At 72.9% G+C, this 17,563-nt stretch carries 18 protein-coding genes and 1 other RNA gene; 7 read left to right on the plus strand and 12 right to left on the minus strand.

The window, feature by feature from the left end; translation table 11 throughout:
- Positions 1–5: 5 nt before the first annotated feature.
- Complete coding sequence (locus Aru02nite_RS10410; protein ID WP_203657135.1) at positions 6–1,757, plus strand: NAD+ synthase; 1,752 nt, start codon at positions 6–8, stop codon at positions 1,755–1,757.
- On the opposite strand, the gene Aru02nite_RS10415 is transcribed toward Aru02nite_RS10410, so the two are convergent.
- Complete coding sequence (locus Aru02nite_RS10415; protein ID WP_203657137.1) at positions 1,754–2,275, minus strand: Uma2 family endonuclease; 522 nt, start codon at positions 2,273–2,275, stop codon at positions 1,754–1,756. The genes Aru02nite_RS10410 and Aru02nite_RS10415 overlap by 4 nt on opposite strands.
- 196 nt (positions 2,276–2,471) lie before the next feature.
- On the opposite strand from Aru02nite_RS10415, the gene panB reads away from it, so the two are divergent.
- Complete coding sequence (gene panB, locus Aru02nite_RS10420) at positions 2,472–3,329, plus strand: 3-methyl-2-oxobutanoate hydroxymethyltransferase (RefSeq protein ID WP_203657139.1); 858 nt, start codon at positions 2,472–2,474, stop codon at positions 3,327–3,329.
- A 52-nt stretch (positions 3,330–3,381) separates the two neighbouring features.
- Here the strand turns inward: panB and Aru02nite_RS10425 are convergent, their stop codons facing one another.
- A complete protein-coding gene (locus tag Aru02nite_RS10425) occupies positions 3,382–3,846 on the minus strand; it encodes a MarR family winged helix-turn-helix transcriptional regulator (protein WP_203657140.1) in 465 nt (154 codons plus the stop codon).
- Between the two features lie 62 nt (positions 3,847–3,908).
- On the opposite strand from Aru02nite_RS10425, the gene Aru02nite_RS10430 reads away from it, so the two are divergent.
- A complete protein-coding gene (locus Aru02nite_RS10430) occupies positions 3,909–4,331 on the plus strand; it encodes a winged helix DNA-binding protein (protein WP_203657141.1) in 423 nt (140 codons plus the stop codon).
- A gap of 23 nt (positions 4,332–4,354) precedes the next feature.
- Here the strand turns inward: Aru02nite_RS10430 and Aru02nite_RS10435 are convergent, their stop codons facing one another.
- The 6 genes from Aru02nite_RS10435 to Aru02nite_RS10460 all read right to left on the minus strand — a co-directional run bounded on the left by Aru02nite_RS10435 (position 4,355) and on the right by Aru02nite_RS10460 (position 10,185).
- On the minus strand, positions 4,355–5,059 hold the full coding sequence (locus Aru02nite_RS10435) for a helical backbone metal receptor (protein WP_203657545.1): 705 nt from the start codon (positions 5,057–5,059) through the stop codon (positions 4,355–4,357).
- A 3-nt stretch (positions 5,060–5,062) separates the two neighbouring features.
- Positions 5,063–5,767, minus strand: coding sequence for an NADPH-dependent F420 reductase (npdG, locus tag Aru02nite_RS10440; RefSeq protein ID WP_203657142.1), 705 nt, complete (start codon positions 5,765–5,767; stop codon positions 5,063–5,065).
- 94 nt (positions 5,768–5,861) lie between these two features.
- Entirely contained in the window at positions 5,862–7,262 is a 1,401-nt protein-coding gene (locus tag Aru02nite_RS10445; RefSeq protein WP_239076593.1) for an RNB domain-containing ribonuclease, read from the minus strand.
- Positions 7,263–7,311: 49 nt separating this feature from the next.
- The gene (locus Aru02nite_RS10450; RefSeq protein ID WP_203657143.1) at positions 7,312–8,841 is read right to left on the minus strand and encodes a histone H1-like repetitive region-containing protein; all 1,530 of its coding nucleotides are present in this window, start codon (positions 8,839–8,841) and stop codon (positions 7,312–7,314) included.
- 193 nt (positions 8,842–9,034) lie between these two features.
- Positions 9,035–9,238: a hypothetical protein gene (locus tag Aru02nite_RS10455; protein ID WP_203657144.1), complete on the minus strand. Its 204-nt coding sequence runs from the start codon at positions 9,236–9,238 to the stop codon at positions 9,035–9,037.
- A 149-nt stretch (positions 9,239–9,387) separates the two neighbouring features.
- Complete coding sequence (locus Aru02nite_RS10460; protein WP_203657149.1) at positions 9,388–10,185, minus strand: IclR family transcriptional regulator; 798 nt, start codon at positions 10,183–10,185, stop codon at positions 9,388–9,390.
- 204 nt (positions 10,186–10,389) lie between these two features.
- Here Aru02nite_RS10460 and aceB point away from each other — a divergent pair, with 204 nt between their 5' ends.
- Positions 10,390–11,985, plus strand: a complete 1,596-nt coding sequence (aceB, locus tag Aru02nite_RS10465) for a malate synthase A (protein ID WP_203657547.1) — start codon at positions 10,390–10,392, stop codon at positions 11,983–11,985.
- 82 nt (positions 11,986–12,067) lie between these two features.
- Here aceB and Aru02nite_RS10470 read toward each other — a convergent pair whose 3' ends face one another.
- Positions 12,068–12,382 carry a hypothetical protein gene (locus Aru02nite_RS10470; protein WP_203657151.1) on the minus strand — a complete coding sequence of 105 codons (315 nt, stop codon included), beginning with the start codon at positions 12,380–12,382 and terminating at the stop codon, positions 12,068–12,070.
- A 144-nt stretch (positions 12,383–12,526) separates the two neighbouring features.
- Between Aru02nite_RS10470 and Aru02nite_RS10475 the strand changes: the two genes are divergently transcribed.
- Complete coding sequence (locus tag Aru02nite_RS10475) at positions 12,527–12,925, plus strand: NUDIX hydrolase (protein WP_203657153.1); 399 nt, start codon at positions 12,527–12,529, stop codon at positions 12,923–12,925.
- A gap of 42 nt (positions 12,926–12,967) precedes the next feature.
- Here Aru02nite_RS10475 and Aru02nite_RS10480 read toward each other — a convergent pair whose 3' ends face one another.
- The gene (locus Aru02nite_RS10480) at positions 12,968–13,651 is read right to left on the minus strand and encodes a hypothetical protein (protein ID WP_203657155.1); all 684 of its coding nucleotides are present in this window, start codon (positions 13,649–13,651) and stop codon (positions 12,968–12,970) included.
- A gap of 266 nt (positions 13,652–13,917) precedes the next feature.
- Between Aru02nite_RS10480 and Aru02nite_RS10485 the strand changes: the two genes are divergently transcribed.
- Together Aru02nite_RS10485 and Aru02nite_RS10490 are read left to right on the plus strand one after the other, a co-directional pair.
- On the plus strand, positions 13,918–14,454 hold the full coding sequence (locus Aru02nite_RS10485) for a hypothetical protein (RefSeq protein WP_203657157.1): 537 nt from the start codon (positions 13,918–13,920) through the stop codon (positions 14,452–14,454).
- Positions 14,455–14,637: 183 nt separating this feature from the next.
- Entirely contained in the window at positions 14,638–15,159 is a 522-nt protein-coding gene (locus Aru02nite_RS10490) for a hypothetical protein (RefSeq protein WP_203657159.1), read from the plus strand.
- A gap of 254 nt (positions 15,160–15,413) precedes the next feature.
- Here Aru02nite_RS10490 and rnpB read toward each other — a convergent pair.
- Both rnpB and mctP read right to left on the minus strand, forming a co-directional pair.
- Positions 15,414–15,822: RNase P RNA component class A (gene rnpB, locus Aru02nite_RS10495), an RNA gene on the minus strand.
- Positions 15,823–15,939: 117 nt separating this feature from the next.
- Positions 15,940–17,562, minus strand: a complete 1,623-nt coding sequence (mctP, locus tag Aru02nite_RS10500; RefSeq protein WP_203657160.1) for a monocarboxylate uptake permease MctP — start codon at positions 17,560–17,562, stop codon at positions 15,940–15,942.
- Position 17,563 lies beyond the last annotated feature (1 nt).

Raw genomic sequence — 17,563 nt, forward strand, 5'->3', positions numbered from 1 at the left:
GGGACATGCCGACGTTGCGCATCGCCCTCGCCCAGGTGGATCCCACGGTCGGCGACCTCGCCGGCAACGCCGAGCTGGTCCGCCGGACCGCCCGCCGTGCCGCCGACGAGGGCGCCCAGCTGGTCGCGTTCCCGGAGATGATGCTGACCGGGTACCCGGTGGAGGATCTGGTCTTCCGGGCCTCGTTCGTGGCGGCCAGCCGGTCCGCGGTGGAGCGGCTCGCCGCCGACCTCGCCGCCGACGACCTCGCCGACCTCCCGGTACTCGTGGGCTACCTGGACGCCGACGGCCCGCCGCGGATGAGCGCCGAGGCCGAACCGGACCGCGGCCCCCGCAACGCGCTCGCCGTCCTGCACGGCGGCACCGTCGCCGCCCGGTACTTCAAGCACCACCTGCCGAACTACGGCGTCTTCGACGAGGACCGGTACTTCGTCTCCGGCGACACGCTCACCCTCGTCCGGGTCGGCGGGGTCGACGTGGCGCTGACCGTCTGCGAGGACCTGTGGCAGGCGGGCGGGCCGTTCGCCGCGGCCCGCGGTGCGGGCGCCGGGCTCGTCGTCAACGTCAACGGCTCGCCGTACGAGCTGGCGAAGGACGACCTCCGGCTGGAACTGTGCAGGCGGCGCGCGGCCGAGGCGGGCGCCACGCTGGCGTACGTGAACATGGTCGGCGCGCAGGACGAGCTGGTGTACGACGGGGACTCGCTGGTCGTCACCGCCGACGGGGAGCTGCTGGCGCGGGCGCCGCAGTTCGCCGAGGACCTGGTGGTACTGGATCTCGACCTGCCGGCCGCGTCGGACGGGCCGGCGCCCGCGGAGGCGGCCGGGATGCGGATCGACCGGGTGACGCTCGGGGCGACGCCCGCGGCGCCGACCGGGCCGCGGCGTACCGGGGAGTTGACGGAGCGGATCGCCGACGAGGCCGAGGTGTGGGCGGCGCTCGTCACCGGGCTGCGCGACTACGTCCGGAAGAACGGGTTCCGGTCGGTCGTGCTCGGCCTGTCCGGCGGCATCGACTCGTCCGTCGTCGCCGCGGTCGCCTGCGACGCGCTCGGGCCGGAGCGCGTGTTCGGCGTCTCCATGCCCAGCGAGTACTCGTCGGAGCACTCCCGGTCGGACGCCGCCGACCTCGCCGACCGTACCGGGCTGCACTACCGCACCGAGCCGATCGCGCCGATGGTCGACTCGTACCTGGCGCAGCTGACGCTGTCCGGGATGGCCGTGGAGAACCTGCAGGCGCGGGTGCGCGGCGTGCTGCTGATGGCGCTGTCCAACCAGGAGGGCCACCTGGTCCTCACCACCGGCAACAAGAGCGAGCTGGCCGTCGGCTACTCCACGCTCTACGGCGACTCGGTCGGCGGCTTCAACCCGCTCAAGGACGTACCGAAGACGTGGGTGTTCCGGCTGGCGCGGTGGCGCAACGCGGACGCCGAGAAGCGCGGCACCACCCCGCCCATCCCGGAGAACTCCATCACCAAGCCGCCCAGCGCGGAGCTGCGGCCCGGCCAGCTCGACACCGACTCGCTCCCGCCGTACGACGAGCTGGACACCATCCTCGCCGGGTACGTGGACGGCGACGCCGGACGCGCCGACCTGGTCGCCGCCGGGCACGACCCGGCCGTGGTGGACCGGGTGATCCGGCTCGTCGACCTCGCCGAGTACAAGCGGCGGCAGTCGGCGCCCGGCCCGAAGATCAGCCCGAAGGCGTTCGGCCGGGACCGGCGGCTGCCCATCACCAACCGCTTCCGCGACAGCTAACCGTCCAGCTCGTCCAGCGGGACCACCCCGGCCGGCACGTACACCCGGCGGTCGGGGTCGAGGCGGAACTGCGCCACGTGCACGGTTCCGCTCCCGTCGCGGTCCGCCCGCCAGAACTCGGCGATCCCCAGCCTCGCGTACAGCGCGGGCTTGTCGATGTAGTCGTCGTCCCGGCTGCTCGGCGACACGACCTCGACGGCCAGCTCGATCTCGCCTGGCTGGAAGTACGCGCTGTCCTCGTCCGGCTCGTCGACGAACGCGGCCACGTCGAGGACGCGGGTCTCACCCGGCGCGATCGCCAAACCGACCTCGATCCGGCCGATACGGCCTTGTCGGATCAACAGGTTCGCGATCCGACGCTGCGCCTCGGTGTGCCAAACCCGAGCCGGGCTCATCACGACGATCCGTCCCCCATGCAGCTCGAACCGTGCGTGCTCGGGCAGCAGGTGCTCCGCCATCTCGACCGTGAAGCCATCGAACGGCGGCACGTGACTCGGCAGCGCTCCCACCAGGCTCACCTCCCCGTCACCGCTGTCCCCGCCCACTCTACCTACGCGACGGTATGTGACATTCCGCATCGGGTACTGCCGTCGCGGCGCATTCTGGTGTGAGGATCGGCCTGGAGGAGCACGCCAGCGTCGGCGAGCATCGTCGGCGTACCGGCGTCTCCCCGCCCGGGGACCCGAACGGGCCCCGAGGGAAGGGAGCACACAGATGTCCGACAAGTACGCCGACGGGACGGCCGAGGCCAGCCTGTACGGCGGGCCGAGCATCAAGCGGGTCCGCATCGCCCACCTCCGCGAGGCCAAGGAGCGCGGCGAACGCTGGCCGATGCTGACCAGCTACGACCAGTACTCGGCGGCGGTCTTCGACGAGATCGGCATTCCGGTGCTGCTCGTCGGCGACTCCGCCGCCAACAACGTGTACGGCTACGACACCACCCTGCGGGTCGACCTCGACGAGATGCTGCCGCTGGTGAAGGCCGTCACCCGGGCCACGTCGCGGGCGCTGGTGGTGGCCGATCTGCCGTTCGGCACGTACGAGGCGGGCCCCGCGCAGGCCCTGGAGTCCTCGGTACGGCTGATGAAGGAGGGCGGCGCGCAGGCCGTCAAACTGGAGGGCGGCCAACGGATGCGGCCGCAGATCGAGGCGCTCACCCACGCCGGCATCCCGGTCATGGCGCACATCGGGTTCACTCCGCAGTCCGAGCACATGCTCGGCGGGTACCGGGTGCAGGGACGCGGCGAGGCGGCCGACTCGCTCGTCGCGGACGCCCGCGCGGTGTGCGAGGCCGGCGCGTTCGCGGTGGTGCTGGAGATGGTGCCGGGTCAGGTCGCCAAGCGGATTACGCACGAGCTGGCGATCCCGACCGTCGGCATCGGCGCCGGCCCGGACTGCGACGCGCAGGTCCTGGTATGGCAGGACATGGCGGGCCTGCGCCCGGGGCGTACGCCGCGCTTCGTGAAGCGGTACGCGGACCTCAACACCGTCCTCGGCAAGGCCGCGCGCGCCTTCGCCGACGAGGTCACGTCCGGCGCGTTCCCCGCCGCCGAGCACACCTTCCAGCAGTAGTACGCCCGTCCCGCGGCCCGCCGGTGTTCTGTACCGGCGGGCCGCGGGACGGTCACGGATCCCTTGTCAGGGCGGCGAAGTCGGTGACGAAGCGGGTGAGGAGCCGGCCGAGGGCGGCGCGGTCGGCGGCGGACCAGCCGGCGGTCGCCTCGGCCACCACGTCGCGGCGGAACGCGCGGACCCGGTCGAGGAGGCGGCGGCCGGCGGCGGCGAGGGTCAGCGGCGAACGCCGGCCGTCGGCGGGGTCGGCGCCGCGGCGGAGCAGCCCGGCGTCGAGGGCCTGCGCGGCGAGCCGGCTGGCGCGCGGCTGGTCGACGCCGAGCGCCGCGGCGGCCTCGGTGACGGTCAGCGGGCCGGCGCCGTCGACGGCGTCGAGCAGGTCCACGACCGCGTCCGGTACGTCGGAGCGGCCGGCACGCCGGCGGGACAGCCGGGCCAGGCTGCGACGCGCCTGACTGCGGCGGATCGCGACCAGGGCGCGCTCGATCTCGGTGACGCTCGTCGACTTGTCGACCATCGGGTACCTGATCCATAGTGGGAGGCAATTACATGTCATCCTACATGAACATGGAGCGGGTCATGGACACTCCGGAGCGCCCGATCGGGTACTGGCTGCGGCACCTCGACACCCTGATCGAACGCCGGTTCGCCGCCACCCTCGGCGATATCGGCCTCGTCCGGCGCGACTGGCAGGTGCTCAACACCGTCGCCCGGCAGCCGCGCGACCGGGCCGGGGTCGCCGCCGCGCTCGCGCCGTTCTGGACCGACGACGAGCGCGACGCCGACGGCGTACTCAGCGACCTCGCCGCGCGCGGCTGGCTCGACCTCGGCGACCCGGTCACCCTGACCGCCACCGGCCGCACCGCGTACGACGGGGTGGCGGAACGGATCGGGCGCGACCGGGAGACGCTGACCGCGGGCCTCGCGCCCGGGGAGTACGCGGAGGTGGTGCGGGTGCTGGCGGTCATGGCGGGCAACGCCGAGCGGTCCCTCGCCTGCTGACTTCCCTTGTCCCGCAAGGGAAGTCAGGTACGCAGCGCGGCGCCCAGCACGGCGGGCGCCGCCGCGAGCGACGGGCCGTACCAGGTGAGGTGCCGGCCGGAGACCAGCGCGCACGGCAGGCCGGGGAACGACTCGGGCCCGTCGTCGGCGGTGAACCGGTACGGCTCGTCGGGCAGGACGACGAGGTCGGGCGCGGTGGCCAGCGCGGTCGGCACGTCGACCCGCGGGTACCGGTCGTCGCCGGCCAGCGGCGGCACGACGACGCCGAGGCGGCGCAGCACGTCCGCGGCGAACGTGTCGGAGCCCAGCCACACCCACGGCCGCCGCCACACCGGTACGACGGCGCGCCGGTCCGGCCCCGCCGGTGGCGCCGACCAGGCGCGGGCCGCGTCATCCAGCCACCCCGGCCGCGCGATCCCGAGTACGCCGAACATCTCGTCCAATGTGGACAGAGCCGTGTCGACGGTACGTGGAAAGCTGACCCAGACGTCGATCCCGGCCGCGCGCAGCGCCTCGACGTCCTCGCGGCGGTTCTCCTCCTGGTTGGCCAGCACCAGATCCGGCTCCAGCGCCAACACGTCCGCCACCCGCGGGTACTTGCTGCCGCCGATCCGCGCGACCGCCAGCCCGGCCGGTTCGGTGCACCAGTCCGTCGCGCCGACCAGCAGCTCGGGCGCCGTGACCGCCACCGACTCGGTCAGCGACGGCACAAGCGACACCACCCGCAGCATCTACACGTCCGTGATCCGGATGCCGGCGTGCGCCTTGTACCGCTTGTTGATCGCGATCAGGTTCGCGGTCAGCGCCTCGATCTGACCGGCGTTGCGCAACCGCCCCGCGTACACCCCGCGCATGCCGGTGATGCGGGCGGCGAGCGCCTGCACCGCGTCCGTCGCGGCGCGGTCGTCCCCGAGTACCAGCACGTCGGTCTCGATCTCGGCGACCCCGGGATCGGTCAGCAGCACCGCGCTGACGTGGTGGAACGCGGCCGTCACCCGGGTGTCCGGCAGCAGCGCGGCCGCCTGCTCCGCCGCACTCCCCTCCGGTACGGCGAGGGCGTGCGGGCCGCGCTGGTCGAACCCCAGCGGGTTGACGCAGTCGACCAGGATCCGCCCGGCCAGCTCGGCGCGCAGCGTGCTCAGCGTCTCCGCATGCCCCTCGTACGGCAGCGCGGCGATCACGACGTCCGTGGCGGCGGCGAGCGCGTTGTCCCCGCCCGTCACCGTGCCGGGCACCGGCCCGCCGTCGGCGCCGGGCAGCGCGGCCAGCTCGGCCGCGGCGGCCGCGCCCCGCTCCGGGCTGCGCGAACCGAGCACGACGGACTGGCCGGCCCGCGCCAACCGGTACGCCAGGCCGCGGCCCTGCGGCCCGGTGCCACCGAGGACACCGACGGTCAGGGTGGACACGTCCGGCAGGATGCTGGAGTCGTACGGCATGGGCCCATTCAACCGCACCGGCCGCGCCGTGGCAGCGCATCACCCCGCGACCACTGTCACACCGCCGCTCCCTGCGCGTACGCGGCGGCGCGGCTCAGCGGCGGAAGAGTACGCGGCGGGTGGCGGGGTCGGCCTCGACCAGGCGTACCCGGATGCGCTGGCCGACGGGCAGGTCGGTGCCCTCGCAGCGGGCGCGGACCGGCGGGTCGTCGACCGCGACCGTGCCCTCGTCGACCACGGCCACCTCGAACGTCTCGCCGACCCGCCCGGCGAGCAGGACCGCCTCGGTCAGGTCGACCACGGCACGTTCGGCCGCGGCCGCGCGCTGATCGCCCGCGGACATCACCGGGGGCAGCCGGGCGAGCCCCTGCCGCGCCCAGTCCGGCACCTCCCGGCCCGCCGACAGCGCCAGGCACACCTCCAGCGCGTACCGGTCGACGAGGCGCCGCAGCGGCGCCGTGACGTGCGCGTACGAGGAGCCGACGCCGGCGTGGCCGGTCCGTTTCGGCGCCGTACCGTCGAAGGGGGTGTACCCGGCGCCGCGCAGCAGGCTCGCCGCCAGGTCCAGGAACGCGGCGCCGCGCGGGGTGCCCGCGTCGACGCCGGCGAGTACCTCGGCGGGGGTGGCGTCGGGCGGCCAGTCGATGCCGAGCGCGTGCGCGCCGGCGCGGACCCGGGAGACGTCCGCCGGCTGCGCCGCCGGCAGCGTACGCAGCACGCCGACGCCGCCGGCCAGCATGATCTCCGCCGCGCACATCCCCGTCAACAGCGACACCTGCGCGTTGTACTCCTCGATCGGCGCCGCGGAGCGCAGCACCAGGCGCCAGCCCGTACCGTCCGGCTCGACCTCGGCCTCCGGCGCGTTCAGCTCGATGGCGCCGCGGCCGATCGCCGCCGCCCGGCGCAGCCGCCCCACCTCGGGCAGCAGCGCGATCTCCGCGGGCAGCCCGCCGTCCGCCACCGCCCGCGCCATCGCCGGGTAGTCGAGCTGCGCGCGCGAGCGCACCACCACCCGCTCCAGGCGTACGTCGGTGGGTTCGGCGGCGTCGTCCAGGTCGATCGTCCACAGCAGCGCCGGACGGTCCACGCCGGGCAGCAGGCTCGCCGCACCCTCGCTGAGTACCGCGGGATGCAGCGGCACCCGGGCGTCCGGGAAGTAGATCGTCTGCGACCGGCGCCACGCCTCGCCGTCCAGCGCGCCGCCCGGCGCGACGAACGAGGCCACGTCCGCGATCGCGTAGTGCAGCCGGTACCCGCCGCGCCGCCGGACCAGCCCCATCGCCTGGTCCAGGTCCCGCGAGCCGACCGGATCGAGCGTCACCAGCGGTACGTCCGTGCGGTCCCGCGCGGGCGGCCGGCCCGCGGTCGCCGCCTCCTCGGCGGCGCGCCGCACCTCGGGCGGGAACTCGTCGGGCAGTTCCAGCTCGCGGCGCAGCGCGCCGAAGTCGATCCGCGGCGCGTGGATCCTGGCTCTCTGTACCCCTCGGGTCACCACCCGAGTAGTCTCCACCCGCCGCGGCGACCCTGCCAGGATCCGTGCCCCGTCACCGGGTTCGCGACGCCCCGGTACGACGCGCCGTCGCCCGCTTCGTGGCGGTCTTGCGCGGTGTGGCGGACTTCTTCGCCACCGTACGGCCCGTGCGCCGCGCGGTGGTCCGCGTACTCCGCCGCGCCACCGTCCGCCTCGCCGCCGGCCGCGCCGCCGCCCGCTTCACCGCCGGCCGCCGCGACGCCGTCGTCCGCGCCGCCCCCGCAGCCTTCCGTACGCCAGCCTTCCGCGCCGGCGTACGCGCCGCGGTCGTCCTGGCCCCGGTCGTCCTGGCCCCGGTCGCCGCCTTCCGCGCCGGCGCGCGCTTGGCGGTACCGGTCCGGCCGGCCGGTGCCCGTTTCGTGGCGCGGGCCGCGGATTTCCGTACGGTCGCGGTCTTCTTCGCCGCGGACTTCCGCGCGGTCGCCGTCTTCCGCGCCGCGGTCGTCTTCCGCGCGGCCGTCGTCTTCCGCGCCGCGGTCGACTTGCGGGCCGGCGCCCGCTTCGCGGTCGTCTTGCGTGCGGCCGTCTTGCGGGCCGGCGCCCGCTTCGCCGGCGCCCGCTTGGCCGCCGTGTTCCGCGCCGGCGCCGTCTTCCGCGTGGCCGTCTTCCGCGCGGAGGCCGTCTTGCGGGCCGCGGTGGTGCGTTTGGCCGCCGTCCCGCGTGCCGCGGTCTTCTTGGCGGCCGTCTTCCTGGCCGCGGTCTTACGCGCGGCCGTCGTCTTACGTGCGGCCGTCGTCTTGCGCGCGGTCGTCTTCTTGGCGGCGGTCTTGCGCGCGGTCGTCTTGCGCGGCCGCGCCGCCGCGGTCGTACGCGACGTGGCCGTCTTACGGGCCGGCGCCTTCTTCGCCGCCGTGCGCGTGGCCGGCGCCTTCTTCGCGGTGGTGCGCTTCGCCGCAGTGGTGCGCTTCGCCGCGGTCTTCTTCGCCGCGGTGGTGCGCTTCGCCGCGGTCTTCTTCGCGGTGGCCTTGCGCGCCCCGGTCGCCTTCGTGGCGGCGGTCTTCCGCGCCGTCGTCTTGCGCGCGGTCGTCTTGCGTGCCGGCGCCTTCTTCGCCGCCGTACTCTTCCGCGCCGTCGTCTTGCGCGCGGCGGTACTGCGGACCGCGGTCGCCTTCTTGGCCGGTGCCCGCTTCGCGGTGGTCTTGCGCGCCGGTGCCGTCTTCCGCGCGGTGGTCGTCTTACGAGCCGCCGTCGTCTTGCGGGCTGCCGTCGTCTTGCGCGCCGGCGCCTTCTTCGCGGTCGTCTTCCGCGCCGTGGTGGCCTTCCGCGCGGTCGTCGTCTTGCGGGCCGCGGTCGTCTTGCGGGCCGCGGTGGCGCGGGTGGCCGTCTTGCGGGCCGGCGCCTTCTTCGCGGTGGTCTTCCGCGCCGGCGCGGTCTTCCGTGCCGCCGTCGCGCGCTTCGCGGGCGCGCGCTTCGCCGTCGTCGTACGCGAGGTCGTGGTCTTCTTCGCCGTCTTGCGCGCGGGTGTCGCCTTTCGCGCGGCGGTCTTGCGTGCGGGCGCGGCCTTACGGGTCGCGGAACCGGTGGTCTTCGTCGCTGTCGCCATGTTTCCCGTCTCCCCCTTGTCGGGCCCCGGGCAGTGTCCGGCGAATCCGTTTCGCCGGTGCCCGTGGTCCGTGACGAGTTGCCTTTACGGCTACTGGTGACCGTCTGAAGTTGTGGTTATGTCGTCGGGCGCCGACGCGTCGCGTCGTTCATGGTTACCGGTGTCCGCGGCGCGTCCGTGATGCCATCGGCGGCTACTCCGCCGATCCCCTCCAGCGGGCATCTTCGGCGTCCCACTCGTCGTTTCGTTGCTGGACCTGCTCCAGAGCGTCGGTGGCTGCTTCCCGTGTCGGGTACGGCCCGAGCAGGAAACGCACCGGGCACTTCGAGTCGTCCGACTCGACCCGCTGATGCCGCAGGCACCAGTAGTAGCGCGGCGGTTCACCACTGTCACTCATGTGTCCACTGTGCACCCTGCACCCGCATCGCGCTACTGCTTCGGGATATTCGTTCTTCCCACGGTCCACTGTGGCCGATAGGCGTCCCGGGGCTGGCGCGTGCATTTCCTTGCGCCGAAAGGGAATTCGCCCGCGTCGATGCCGAACGGTCATTCCCGGTTCGCGGACAACGCCGCGCCCATGCGGGACGCGACGCGTGTCAACTGCGGTACGAACCGTTCGATCGCGGTGTCGGTGATGCGGCCCGACGGACCGGAAACGGAGACCGCCATCGCGCGCGGTGCGGCCGGAATCGCGACGGCGAGGCACCGTACGCCGGTTTCCTGCTCCTCGTCGTCCACCGCGTACCCGCGCAGCCGTACCTGTGCGAGGTGGGTGAGCATCGCGGCCGGATCGGTGAGCGTCGCCGCCGTACGCGCGGGCATTCCGGTGCGGGACAACAGATCCCGTACGTCGGCGTCGGGCAGGTTGGCGAGCAGCGCCTTGCCGACCGCGGTCGCGTGCGGCGGTACCCGGCGGCCCGGTTCGGTGAACATGCGCATCTGGTGCCGGCCGGCCGCCTGCGTCACGTACACCATCTCGTCGCCGTCGAGCAGTGCGAGGTTCGTCGTCTCACCGGTGGCGTCGCGCAGTTCCGCGAGGTACGGCTCGGCCCAGCCGCCGAGGAGTGTCGCGGCGCGTTCGCCGAGGAACACGAGCCGCGGACCGAGCGTGTACCGCCGGGACGGTTCCTGCCGCACGTACCCGTAGCGCACGAGGCTGCGGATGAGCCGGTGCGCGGTGGGTGCGGCGAGTCCGGTGGCGGCGGCGAGGTCGGACAACGTACGCGGGGTGTCGGCGTCGCCGAGCGCGTCGAGCAGCCGCAGCGTGCGGTCGACCGACTGCACGCCGCCGCGCTCGGTCTCCGCACCGGACCGTGTGCGGTCGGCCGCCGGTTCCGCGCTCATCCGGGCCACCTCGCTTCGCTCGTCGCCGTTCCCGTTGCCGTGACTCCCGTTTCGCGGGTTCCCGTTGCACGGGTTCCCGTTGTCGTGGGCCGGGTTGGGCCCGTTCCGGTTGTCCGTGGCCACCGCCCCGGGTATGTTGCGGGAAGTATTCCACATCAGGGAAGCACATTCCACATCACGAAATTGGAGCGGGCCATGACGACGATGGCGACGCCCGACGGGGTCGAGGTCACCGGACCGATCGGCGATCGGTACGACGAGGTGCTCACCGCGGAGGCGCTGGGCCTGCTGGCCGACCTGCACCGCCGCTTCGACGCGCGCCGGCGCGAACTGCTCGCCGCCCGCGCCGACCAGCAACGCCGGCTGCACGCGGGCGAACTGCTCGACTTCGCCGCCGACACCGCCGACGTGCGTACCGGGGAGTGGACCGTCGCGCCGCCCGCGCCCGGCCTCGTCGACCGGCGGGTCGAGATCACCGGCCCCACCGACCGCAAGATGACCGTCAACGCGCTCAACTCGGGCGCGAAGGTGTGGCTCGCCGACTTCGAGGACGCGAACACGCCGCTGTGGCCGAACATGGTCGAGGGCCAGCTCAACCTGCGCGACGCGCTCGACCGCACCATCGACTTCACCAGCCCCGAGGGCAAGCGGTACGAGCTGGGTGACGACCTGGCGACCATCGTGGTCCGGCCGCGCGGCTGGCACCTGCCCGAGAAGCACGTCCTGGTCGACGGCGAGCGCGTCTCCGGCAGCCTCTTCGACTTCACCCTGTACCTGGTGGGCTGCGCGCGGCGGCAGCTCGACCACGGCCGCGGCCCGTACTACTACCTGCCGAAGATGGAGAGCCACCTGGAGGCGCGGCTCTGGAACGACGTGTTCTCGCACGCCGAGGACGCGCTCGGGTTCCCCCGCGGCACGGTGCGCGCCACGGTGCTCATCGAGACGATCCCGGCCGCGTTCCGCATGGAGGAGATCCTGTACGAGCTGCGCGAGCACTCCGCGGGCCTCAACGCCGGCCGCTGGGACTACCTGTTCAGCATCATCAAGAAGTTCCGCAGCCGCGGCGCCGACTTCCTGCTCCCGGACCGGAACGCGGTGACGATGACCGCGCCGTTCATGCGGGCGTACACGGAGCTGCTGGTGCGGACGTGCCACAAGCGCGGGGCGCACGCGATCGGCGGGATGGCCGCGTTCATCCCGAGCCGCCGCGACCCAGAGGTGAACGCGACCGCCCTGGCCAAGGTGCGCGCCGACAAGGAACGCGAGGCCGGCGACGGGTTCGACGGCTCGTGGGTCGCCCACCCCGACCTGGTACCGGTGTGCCGCGAGGTGTTCGACGGCGTGCTCGGCGACCGGCCCAACCAGCTCGCCCGTACCCGGGACGAGGTGACGGTCACCGGCGCCCAGCTGCTCGACGTCGCCGCCACGCCCGGCGCGAAGACGCTCGACGGGCTGCGCAACGCGGTCAGCGTCGCCCTCCGGTACCTGGCGGCGTGGCTCGGCGGGTCCGGCGCCGTCGCCATCTTCAACCTGATGGAGGACGCCGCCACCGCGGAGATCTCGCGGTCGCAGATCTGGCAGTGGCTGCACAACGACGTCACGCTGGACGGCGGCGAGAAGGTCACCCGCGAGCTGGTCGAGCGGGTCGTCGAGGAGGCGCTGGCCGAGATCCGCGCCGAGGCCGGCCCCCGCTACGACGAGCCCGGGTACGCCGCGGCCCGCGACCTGTTCGTCGAGGTGGCGCTCGCCGACGACTTCGTCGACTTCCTCACCCTCCCCGCGTACGAGCGGATGCCCTGAGGCGCAACGCTTCCGCGCGCGGGACGCCCGTCGGCGCAAAGGGGTCGGGCGGACCGCACCGGTCGGCGCCGGTACGAACCGGTCACGGGTTCCAGCCGGGCGTGTCCGCCACGGGATCGGTCGGCGGCGCGGCGTTCGGCGGCGGACCGGCGGCGGGCGGCGGTGCCGGCTGGCCCGGCGGGAGCGGCCAACCGCCGGCCGGCCGCGGCGACTCCCGGTACAGCACGGCGTGCACCTCCCGCAGGTGCTCGACGCTCAGCATGGTGACGAGCCGCCACCCGAACCGCTGCAGGTACTCGGCCGCCATCAGCGCCCACGCCACGTGCGGATCCCGGTCCCCCACGACCGACAGGTAGTTGTGCGGGTAGCCGTCGAGCAGGGCGGTACGGTCCAGCACGCCGGACGCCAGTACGGCGCGGTTGAGCCCGATCCACTGCGGGGCCTGACGCCGGGCACGGTAGGCGACAACCGCCAGAACACCACCCCCGCCGGTACGACGGGGCCGGCTCGGTACGGTGACGCGGGCGCAAGGGAGGACACGGTGAAGGTCATCGACAAGGTCGCGTGGATCCGGGTGGAGGACGGGCGGATCCTGAGCACCCGGTCGCACGGCAAGGACGTCTACTACCTGCCCGGCGGGAAGCGCGAGCCGGGTGAGAGCGACGTCGAGACGCTGTGCCGCGAGATCACCGAGGAGCTGGCGGTGACCGTCGCGCCGGAGACCGCCGCGCACGCCGGGACGTACGAGGCGCAGGCGCACGGCCACGCGGACGGCGTCACCGTACGGATGACGTGCTACACGGCGGAGTACACCGGGAAGTTGCGGGCGAGCAGCGAGATCGCCGAGGTCGTCTGGCTGACGTACGCGGACAGGAGCCGGGTGTCGCCGGTGGACCAGATCATCTTCGACGAGCTGCACGCCGCCGGCCGGCTCGGTTGACCGCCGAGGGCGCGCCACCCGGGCGGGTGGCGCGCCGACGGATCACCGGCGGAACAACCGCGTGATGCGGGTACGCAGCAGGATGCCGACCGCGATGAGCGTGGCGGCCGCACCGGCGAGGATGCCGAGCGGGGCGCCGGTCACCGGCAGTTCGCTGCCGGCCTGGCTGGGCGACGGCGTGGGCACACCGCCACCCGCACCACCGGTCGGGCTGCTGCTCGGCGCCGTGCTGTCGCTGGGCGCCGTACTAGGCGAGCCGCTCGGGCCCGAACTCGGCCCCGTACTGGGCGACGTGCTCGGGCTGGGCGACGCGGAACTCTCCGCGCAGTCCACCCAGAACACCTTCTGCTTCGCCTTGCCGTGCTCACCGGCGAAGGTCCAGAACAGCTTGTAGTGGCCGTCCGGCAACCGCATGTCCTTGGTACGCCCGGAACCGTCGGGCAGCGTGATCGTGCCGCTGCCGACCTCCGTACGTCCCGTCGGCGGGTGCTGGTCGATCTCCCACGTCACCGACTGCCCGGCGTCGAACCCGAACGCGTCCAGGTAGAACACGCAGACGTGCGGCTCGTTCCGCCGGTCGTCGACCGGAGTACCGACCGCGTGGATCTTCACCGTGCCGTTGTCACCGGGCGGGGCGGCCAGGGCCGCCGCCGGTGCGCCGACGGCGATCGTCGCCGCCGAAAGTGCGAGTACCGCGCGCGGTACCCACCGGATCGTGCTTCTCATCAGCCCTCTCGCGGGGGGTGGGCGAGCGCTCCCCAGGTGACGCTCGCACGAGGCGGGTGGTGTCCGGTCACCCGGGTGGGCACCGATCGGCGCACCGGCGCCATCCTCGCGGCCCGCGCGGTACGGCGTCAATCGGCCACCCGGCCGACCCCTGCGCAGAATCCGTTGCGGCGTCTCGGGTGCGCGCGCCGGCTACGCTGCCGGGCCAGTACCTGCCGACCGGCGTACGCGGGGCGGCCGGTCGTACGTCGGGACCGGGAGGACAGTTGGAGACCGTCGGCCAGGTGGCGGAGCGGGCCGTGGAACTGGGCATCGTCGCGCCCGGGGCGTTGACCGCGCTCGACGCCGACGACCTGCGCGAACCCCTGTCGTACTACGACGACGACCCCGCCGCGGCGCTCGTCGACCTGCTGGCGGAGCTGGGCGTCGCCGTCCGCGTCGACGCCAAGTCGGGCGGCGACCTGCTCGACGGCTACCGGAGCCTCTTCGACTCGTTCGCCGCGTGCACGGGCGGCGCCGTCACCATCACCGACATCGAGCTGTACGAGGGCAACGCCGGCGAACGCATCCGGATGCTCGTCGACGGCGACGTACTCGACTGGCACGTCGAACACGGCGACAGCCGCCGCTACCTCGACACGCTCATGGTCTTCGAGATCGCCGACTCGCTCACGCCCCGCGCCGACACCGATCCCCGGGTGTTCACCTGCGTACTGGACGCCGACGGCGACTCCGGCCACGTCTTCGCCGACCCGACCGCGTTCGCCGTACTCGCCGCCGAACTCGGCGTCACCCTCGACTGACCACCCCACCGCCCACCCGGGATCACCTCAGGCCGGTCTCCCCCGCTCGGTACCACGGGCTACCGACGCGCCCGCCCGCGTTGGCGTGCGGCGTCCTCTCCTTGCTGCCAAAGCCATCGAGGGCGAGGAACAGCGCCGCGCCGGGCGGTTGACGACCGGGGCCACGTGGACAAAGGTTGCAGCGTGCCAGACCTCGACGAGTTGGCAGCAGCCCGCCTCCGGTTCCCGACCGGCGAACGAGTACGGGGACGCATCGTCGCCAAACCGTGGGGAGACGGGATCACGGGCCTCTTCGTGGACCTGGGCGCTCGCCCGACGGGGTTCGTCGACGTGCTGAACCTGCCGGAGGAACCGCGGCCGTGGCCGGAGATCGGCCAGGAAGGACTGTTCGAGGTGCTACAGCACCGCCCTGGACAGGTCCGCCTCTACCCTCTGGACGCCAGCATGCGCACACGGCGGAACACCCGCTTCCGGCTGTCGGGGCCAGACTGGGCAGCTGTCAGCGCCAGGTACCCGGTCGGCTCGACCGTGACGGCGACCGTCACTCACGTCTTCCCCAGCAACCGTGAGTACGTGGTGGAGTTCGACAGCCATCACGCGGTACTGGAGTACGAGGATCCAGCTCCGACCGTAGGCACCGTCGGCCGGTACCACGTGGTCCGTCTCCTCGAATGGACACAGCGCATCCAGGCCGTGAAGGCTTAGCTTTCCGCGCTGACAAGCGCCGCCGAACGAGGTCGCCAGTTCGCAGTCACGGTCTACGGCTGGCACACCGACGGGTCGACACCAGTGACGCCCCGGCGGGTGTTCCACCGGGGACTGTTCGATGGGGCGAGGCTGGGCCGTCGCGGGGCCGTCTGGGCGGTGGTTGGGCCGTCAAACGACGCCCGTCAGTGCCCGCTCAGACCAGCGATGCTCAATGTTCATGGCGGTCAGGGGCTTGACCACGCAATGGGCGGCGGACGAGTCGGCCGGTACGCCGGGTTCTGTGGCCGGGGCGCCTTGCGGCACTGCCCCGGCCGGCGGCCATCCATCTACGCCCGCCGTCGCCGACGGGCTCTAGCGGTCTACCCGCAGGCATCGGGCGGGCCGCCCTCGAACGCCTGCGCGGACGGTCCGGAGACCGTCCTTCTCGACCTTGCTCCGGGTGGGGTTTACCGAGCCGCCCCGGTCACCCGGGGCGCTGGTGGTCTCTTACACCACCGTTTCACCCTTACCCGGCCGCCGGAGCGGTCGGGCGGTCTGTTTTCTGTGGCACTGTCCCGCGGGTCACCCCGGGTTGCCGTTAGCAACCACCCTGCCCTGTGGAGCCCGGACGTTCCTCGGCGCCGGGGTTTCCCCCGGCGACGCGACCGCCTGGCCGGCTCGTCCGCCGTGCCCCCATCGTACGTCGGGGGCCGGGTCGGAAGATCACCGGTGGCCCCGTGCCGGGGCAGTACGGCGCGAGGGGCCGGGCCGGCCCACAGCCGGCCCGGCCCGTACCGGTCAGCCTTCGACGAGGTGCGGGGTGGCGGTGACCCGGGGGTCGTTCTCGTCGGCGGTGTAGTCGTCCTTGGCCGTGGCGTCCGTACCGTCGGGTGCCTTCAGCGCCTTGAACAGCAGGGTGAAGAGGACCGCGACGACGAGGTTGACGACGACGGCGACGAACCCGGTGTAGATCGTCCACGTGGTGTCGAAGCCGAGCTTGGACAGCGCGAACGCGGAGCCGCCGAAGTGCAGGTGCTGCGTCTTCGGGTTGGGGATGGTGTAGAGCATCCACATGCCGGCGGCCATGCCGGCGATCCAGCCGGCGACGAGCGCCCACCGGTGGAACCAGCGGGTGAGCAGGCCGAGGGCGACCGACGGCAGGGTCTGGAGGATGATCACGCCGCCGATGAGCTGGAGGTCGATGGAGAACTGCGGGTTCAGGAAGATGATGAACAGCAGCGCACCGAACTTCACGACGAGCGAGACGATCTTCGAGGTCCACGCCTCCTGCCGCGGGGTGGCGTCCCGCTTCAGGTACTCCTTGAAGATGTTGCGGGTGAACAGGTTGGCGGCGGCGATGGACATGATGGCGGCCGGTACGAGGGCGCCGATGCCGATGGCGGCGAACGCGATGCCGGCGAACCAGCTCGGGAACTCCTGGTCGAACAGCCGCGGCACGATGGTGTTGCCGTCGGTGCCGATGGGGGTGGTGCCGGCGGCGATGGCCATGAAGCCGAGCAGCGCGATGAGCCCGAGCAGGAACGAGTACGCGGGCAGGGCGGACATGTTGCGCTTGACCACGTTGCGGCCCTTGGAGGCGAGTACGCCGGTGACGCTGTGCGGGTAGAGGAACAGGGCGAGCGCGGAGCCGAACGCGAGCGTGGCGTAGTTGAGCTGGTTGGCGGGGCCGAGGATGGTGGAGCCGACGGGCGGCTTCCCGGCCTTGGCGGCGGCCGCGTTGAGCTTGTCGAAGTGCGCGGTTGCGCTGTCGAAGATGTGGCCGAACCCGCCGAGCTTGTACGGGATGTAGATGACGGTGACGAGGATGACGGCGTAGATCAGCAGGTCCTTGACGAACGCGATGAGCGCGGGCGCCCGCAGGCCGGACTGGTAGGTGTACGCGGCGAGGATCAGGAAGGCGATGATCAGCGGCCAGTGCGAGCCGAGGCCCATGGTCTTGAGGACGGCCTGGATGCCGACGAGCTGGAGCGCGATGTACGGCATGGTCGCGACGATGCCGGTGATCGCGACGAGCAGCGCGAGGGTCGGTGAGCCGAACCGGGCGCGGACGAAGTCGGCGGGGGTGACGAACCCGTGCCGGTGCGACACCGACCAGAGCCGGATCAGGACCAGGAACACCAACGGATACACCACGACCGTGTACGGCACGGCGTAGAAGCCGAGGGCGCCGGAGGCGAACACGAGCGCGGGCACGGCGACGAACGTGTACGCGGTGTAGAGGTCGCCGCCGACGAGGAACCAGGTGATCCAGGTGCCGAAGCTGCGGCCGCCGAGGCCCCACTCGTCGAGGTGCAGCATGTCGGTGGGCCGGCGCCAGCGGGCGGCGACGAAGCCGATCGCGGACACCGCGAGGAACAGCACGATGAAGATCGTCAGTTCGACGGTCTGGCTGGTCGTCATG

Origin of the sequence: Actinocatenispora rupis (genome assembly GCF_016861975.1) — a bacterium.
Classification (GTDB): Bacteria; Actinomycetota; Actinomycetes; order Mycobacteriales; family Micromonosporaceae; genus Actinocatenispora; species Actinocatenispora rupis.

Bases quoted from the DNA above. Each gene is read 5' to 3' on its own strand.
- Aru02nite_RS10410 (WP_203657135.1), top strand. From the start codon at position 6: ATGCCGACGTTGCGCATCGCCCTCGCCCAGGTGGATCCCACGGTCGGC.
- panB (WP_203657139.1), top strand. From the start codon at position 2,472: ATGTCCGACAAGTACGCCGACGGGACGGCCGAGGCCAGCCTGTACGGC.
- Aru02nite_RS10425 (WP_203657140.1), bottom strand. From the start codon at position 3,846: ATGGTCGACAAGTCGACGAGCGTCACCGAGATCGAGCGCGCCCTGGTC.
- Aru02nite_RS10430 (WP_203657141.1), top strand. From the start codon at position 3,909: ATGGACACTCCGGAGCGCCCGATCGGGTACTGGCTGCGGCACCTCGAC.
- npdG (WP_203657142.1), bottom strand. From the start codon at position 5,767: ATGCCGTACGACTCCAGCATCCTGCCGGACGTGTCCACCCTGACCGTC.
- Aru02nite_RS10450 (WP_203657143.1), bottom strand. From the start codon at position 8,841: ATGGCGACAGCGACGAAGACCACCGGTTCCGCGACCCGTAAGGCCGCG.
- Aru02nite_RS10455 (WP_203657144.1), bottom strand. From the start codon at position 9,238: ATGAGTGACAGTGGTGAACCGCCGCGCTACTACTGGTGCCTGCGGCAT.
- Aru02nite_RS10460 (WP_203657149.1), bottom strand. From the start codon at position 10,185: ATGAGCGCGGAACCGGCGGCCGACCGCACACGGTCCGGTGCGGAGACC.
- aceB (WP_203657547.1), top strand. From the start codon at position 10,390: ATGGCGACGCCCGACGGGGTCGAGGTCACCGGACCGATCGGCGATCGG.
- Aru02nite_RS10480 (WP_203657155.1), bottom strand. From the start codon at position 13,651: ATGAGAAGCACGATCCGGTGGGTACCGCGCGCGGTACTCGCACTTTCG.
- mctP (WP_203657160.1), bottom strand. From the start codon at position 17,562: ATGACGACCAGCCAGACCGTCGAACTGACGATCTTCATCGTGCTGTTC.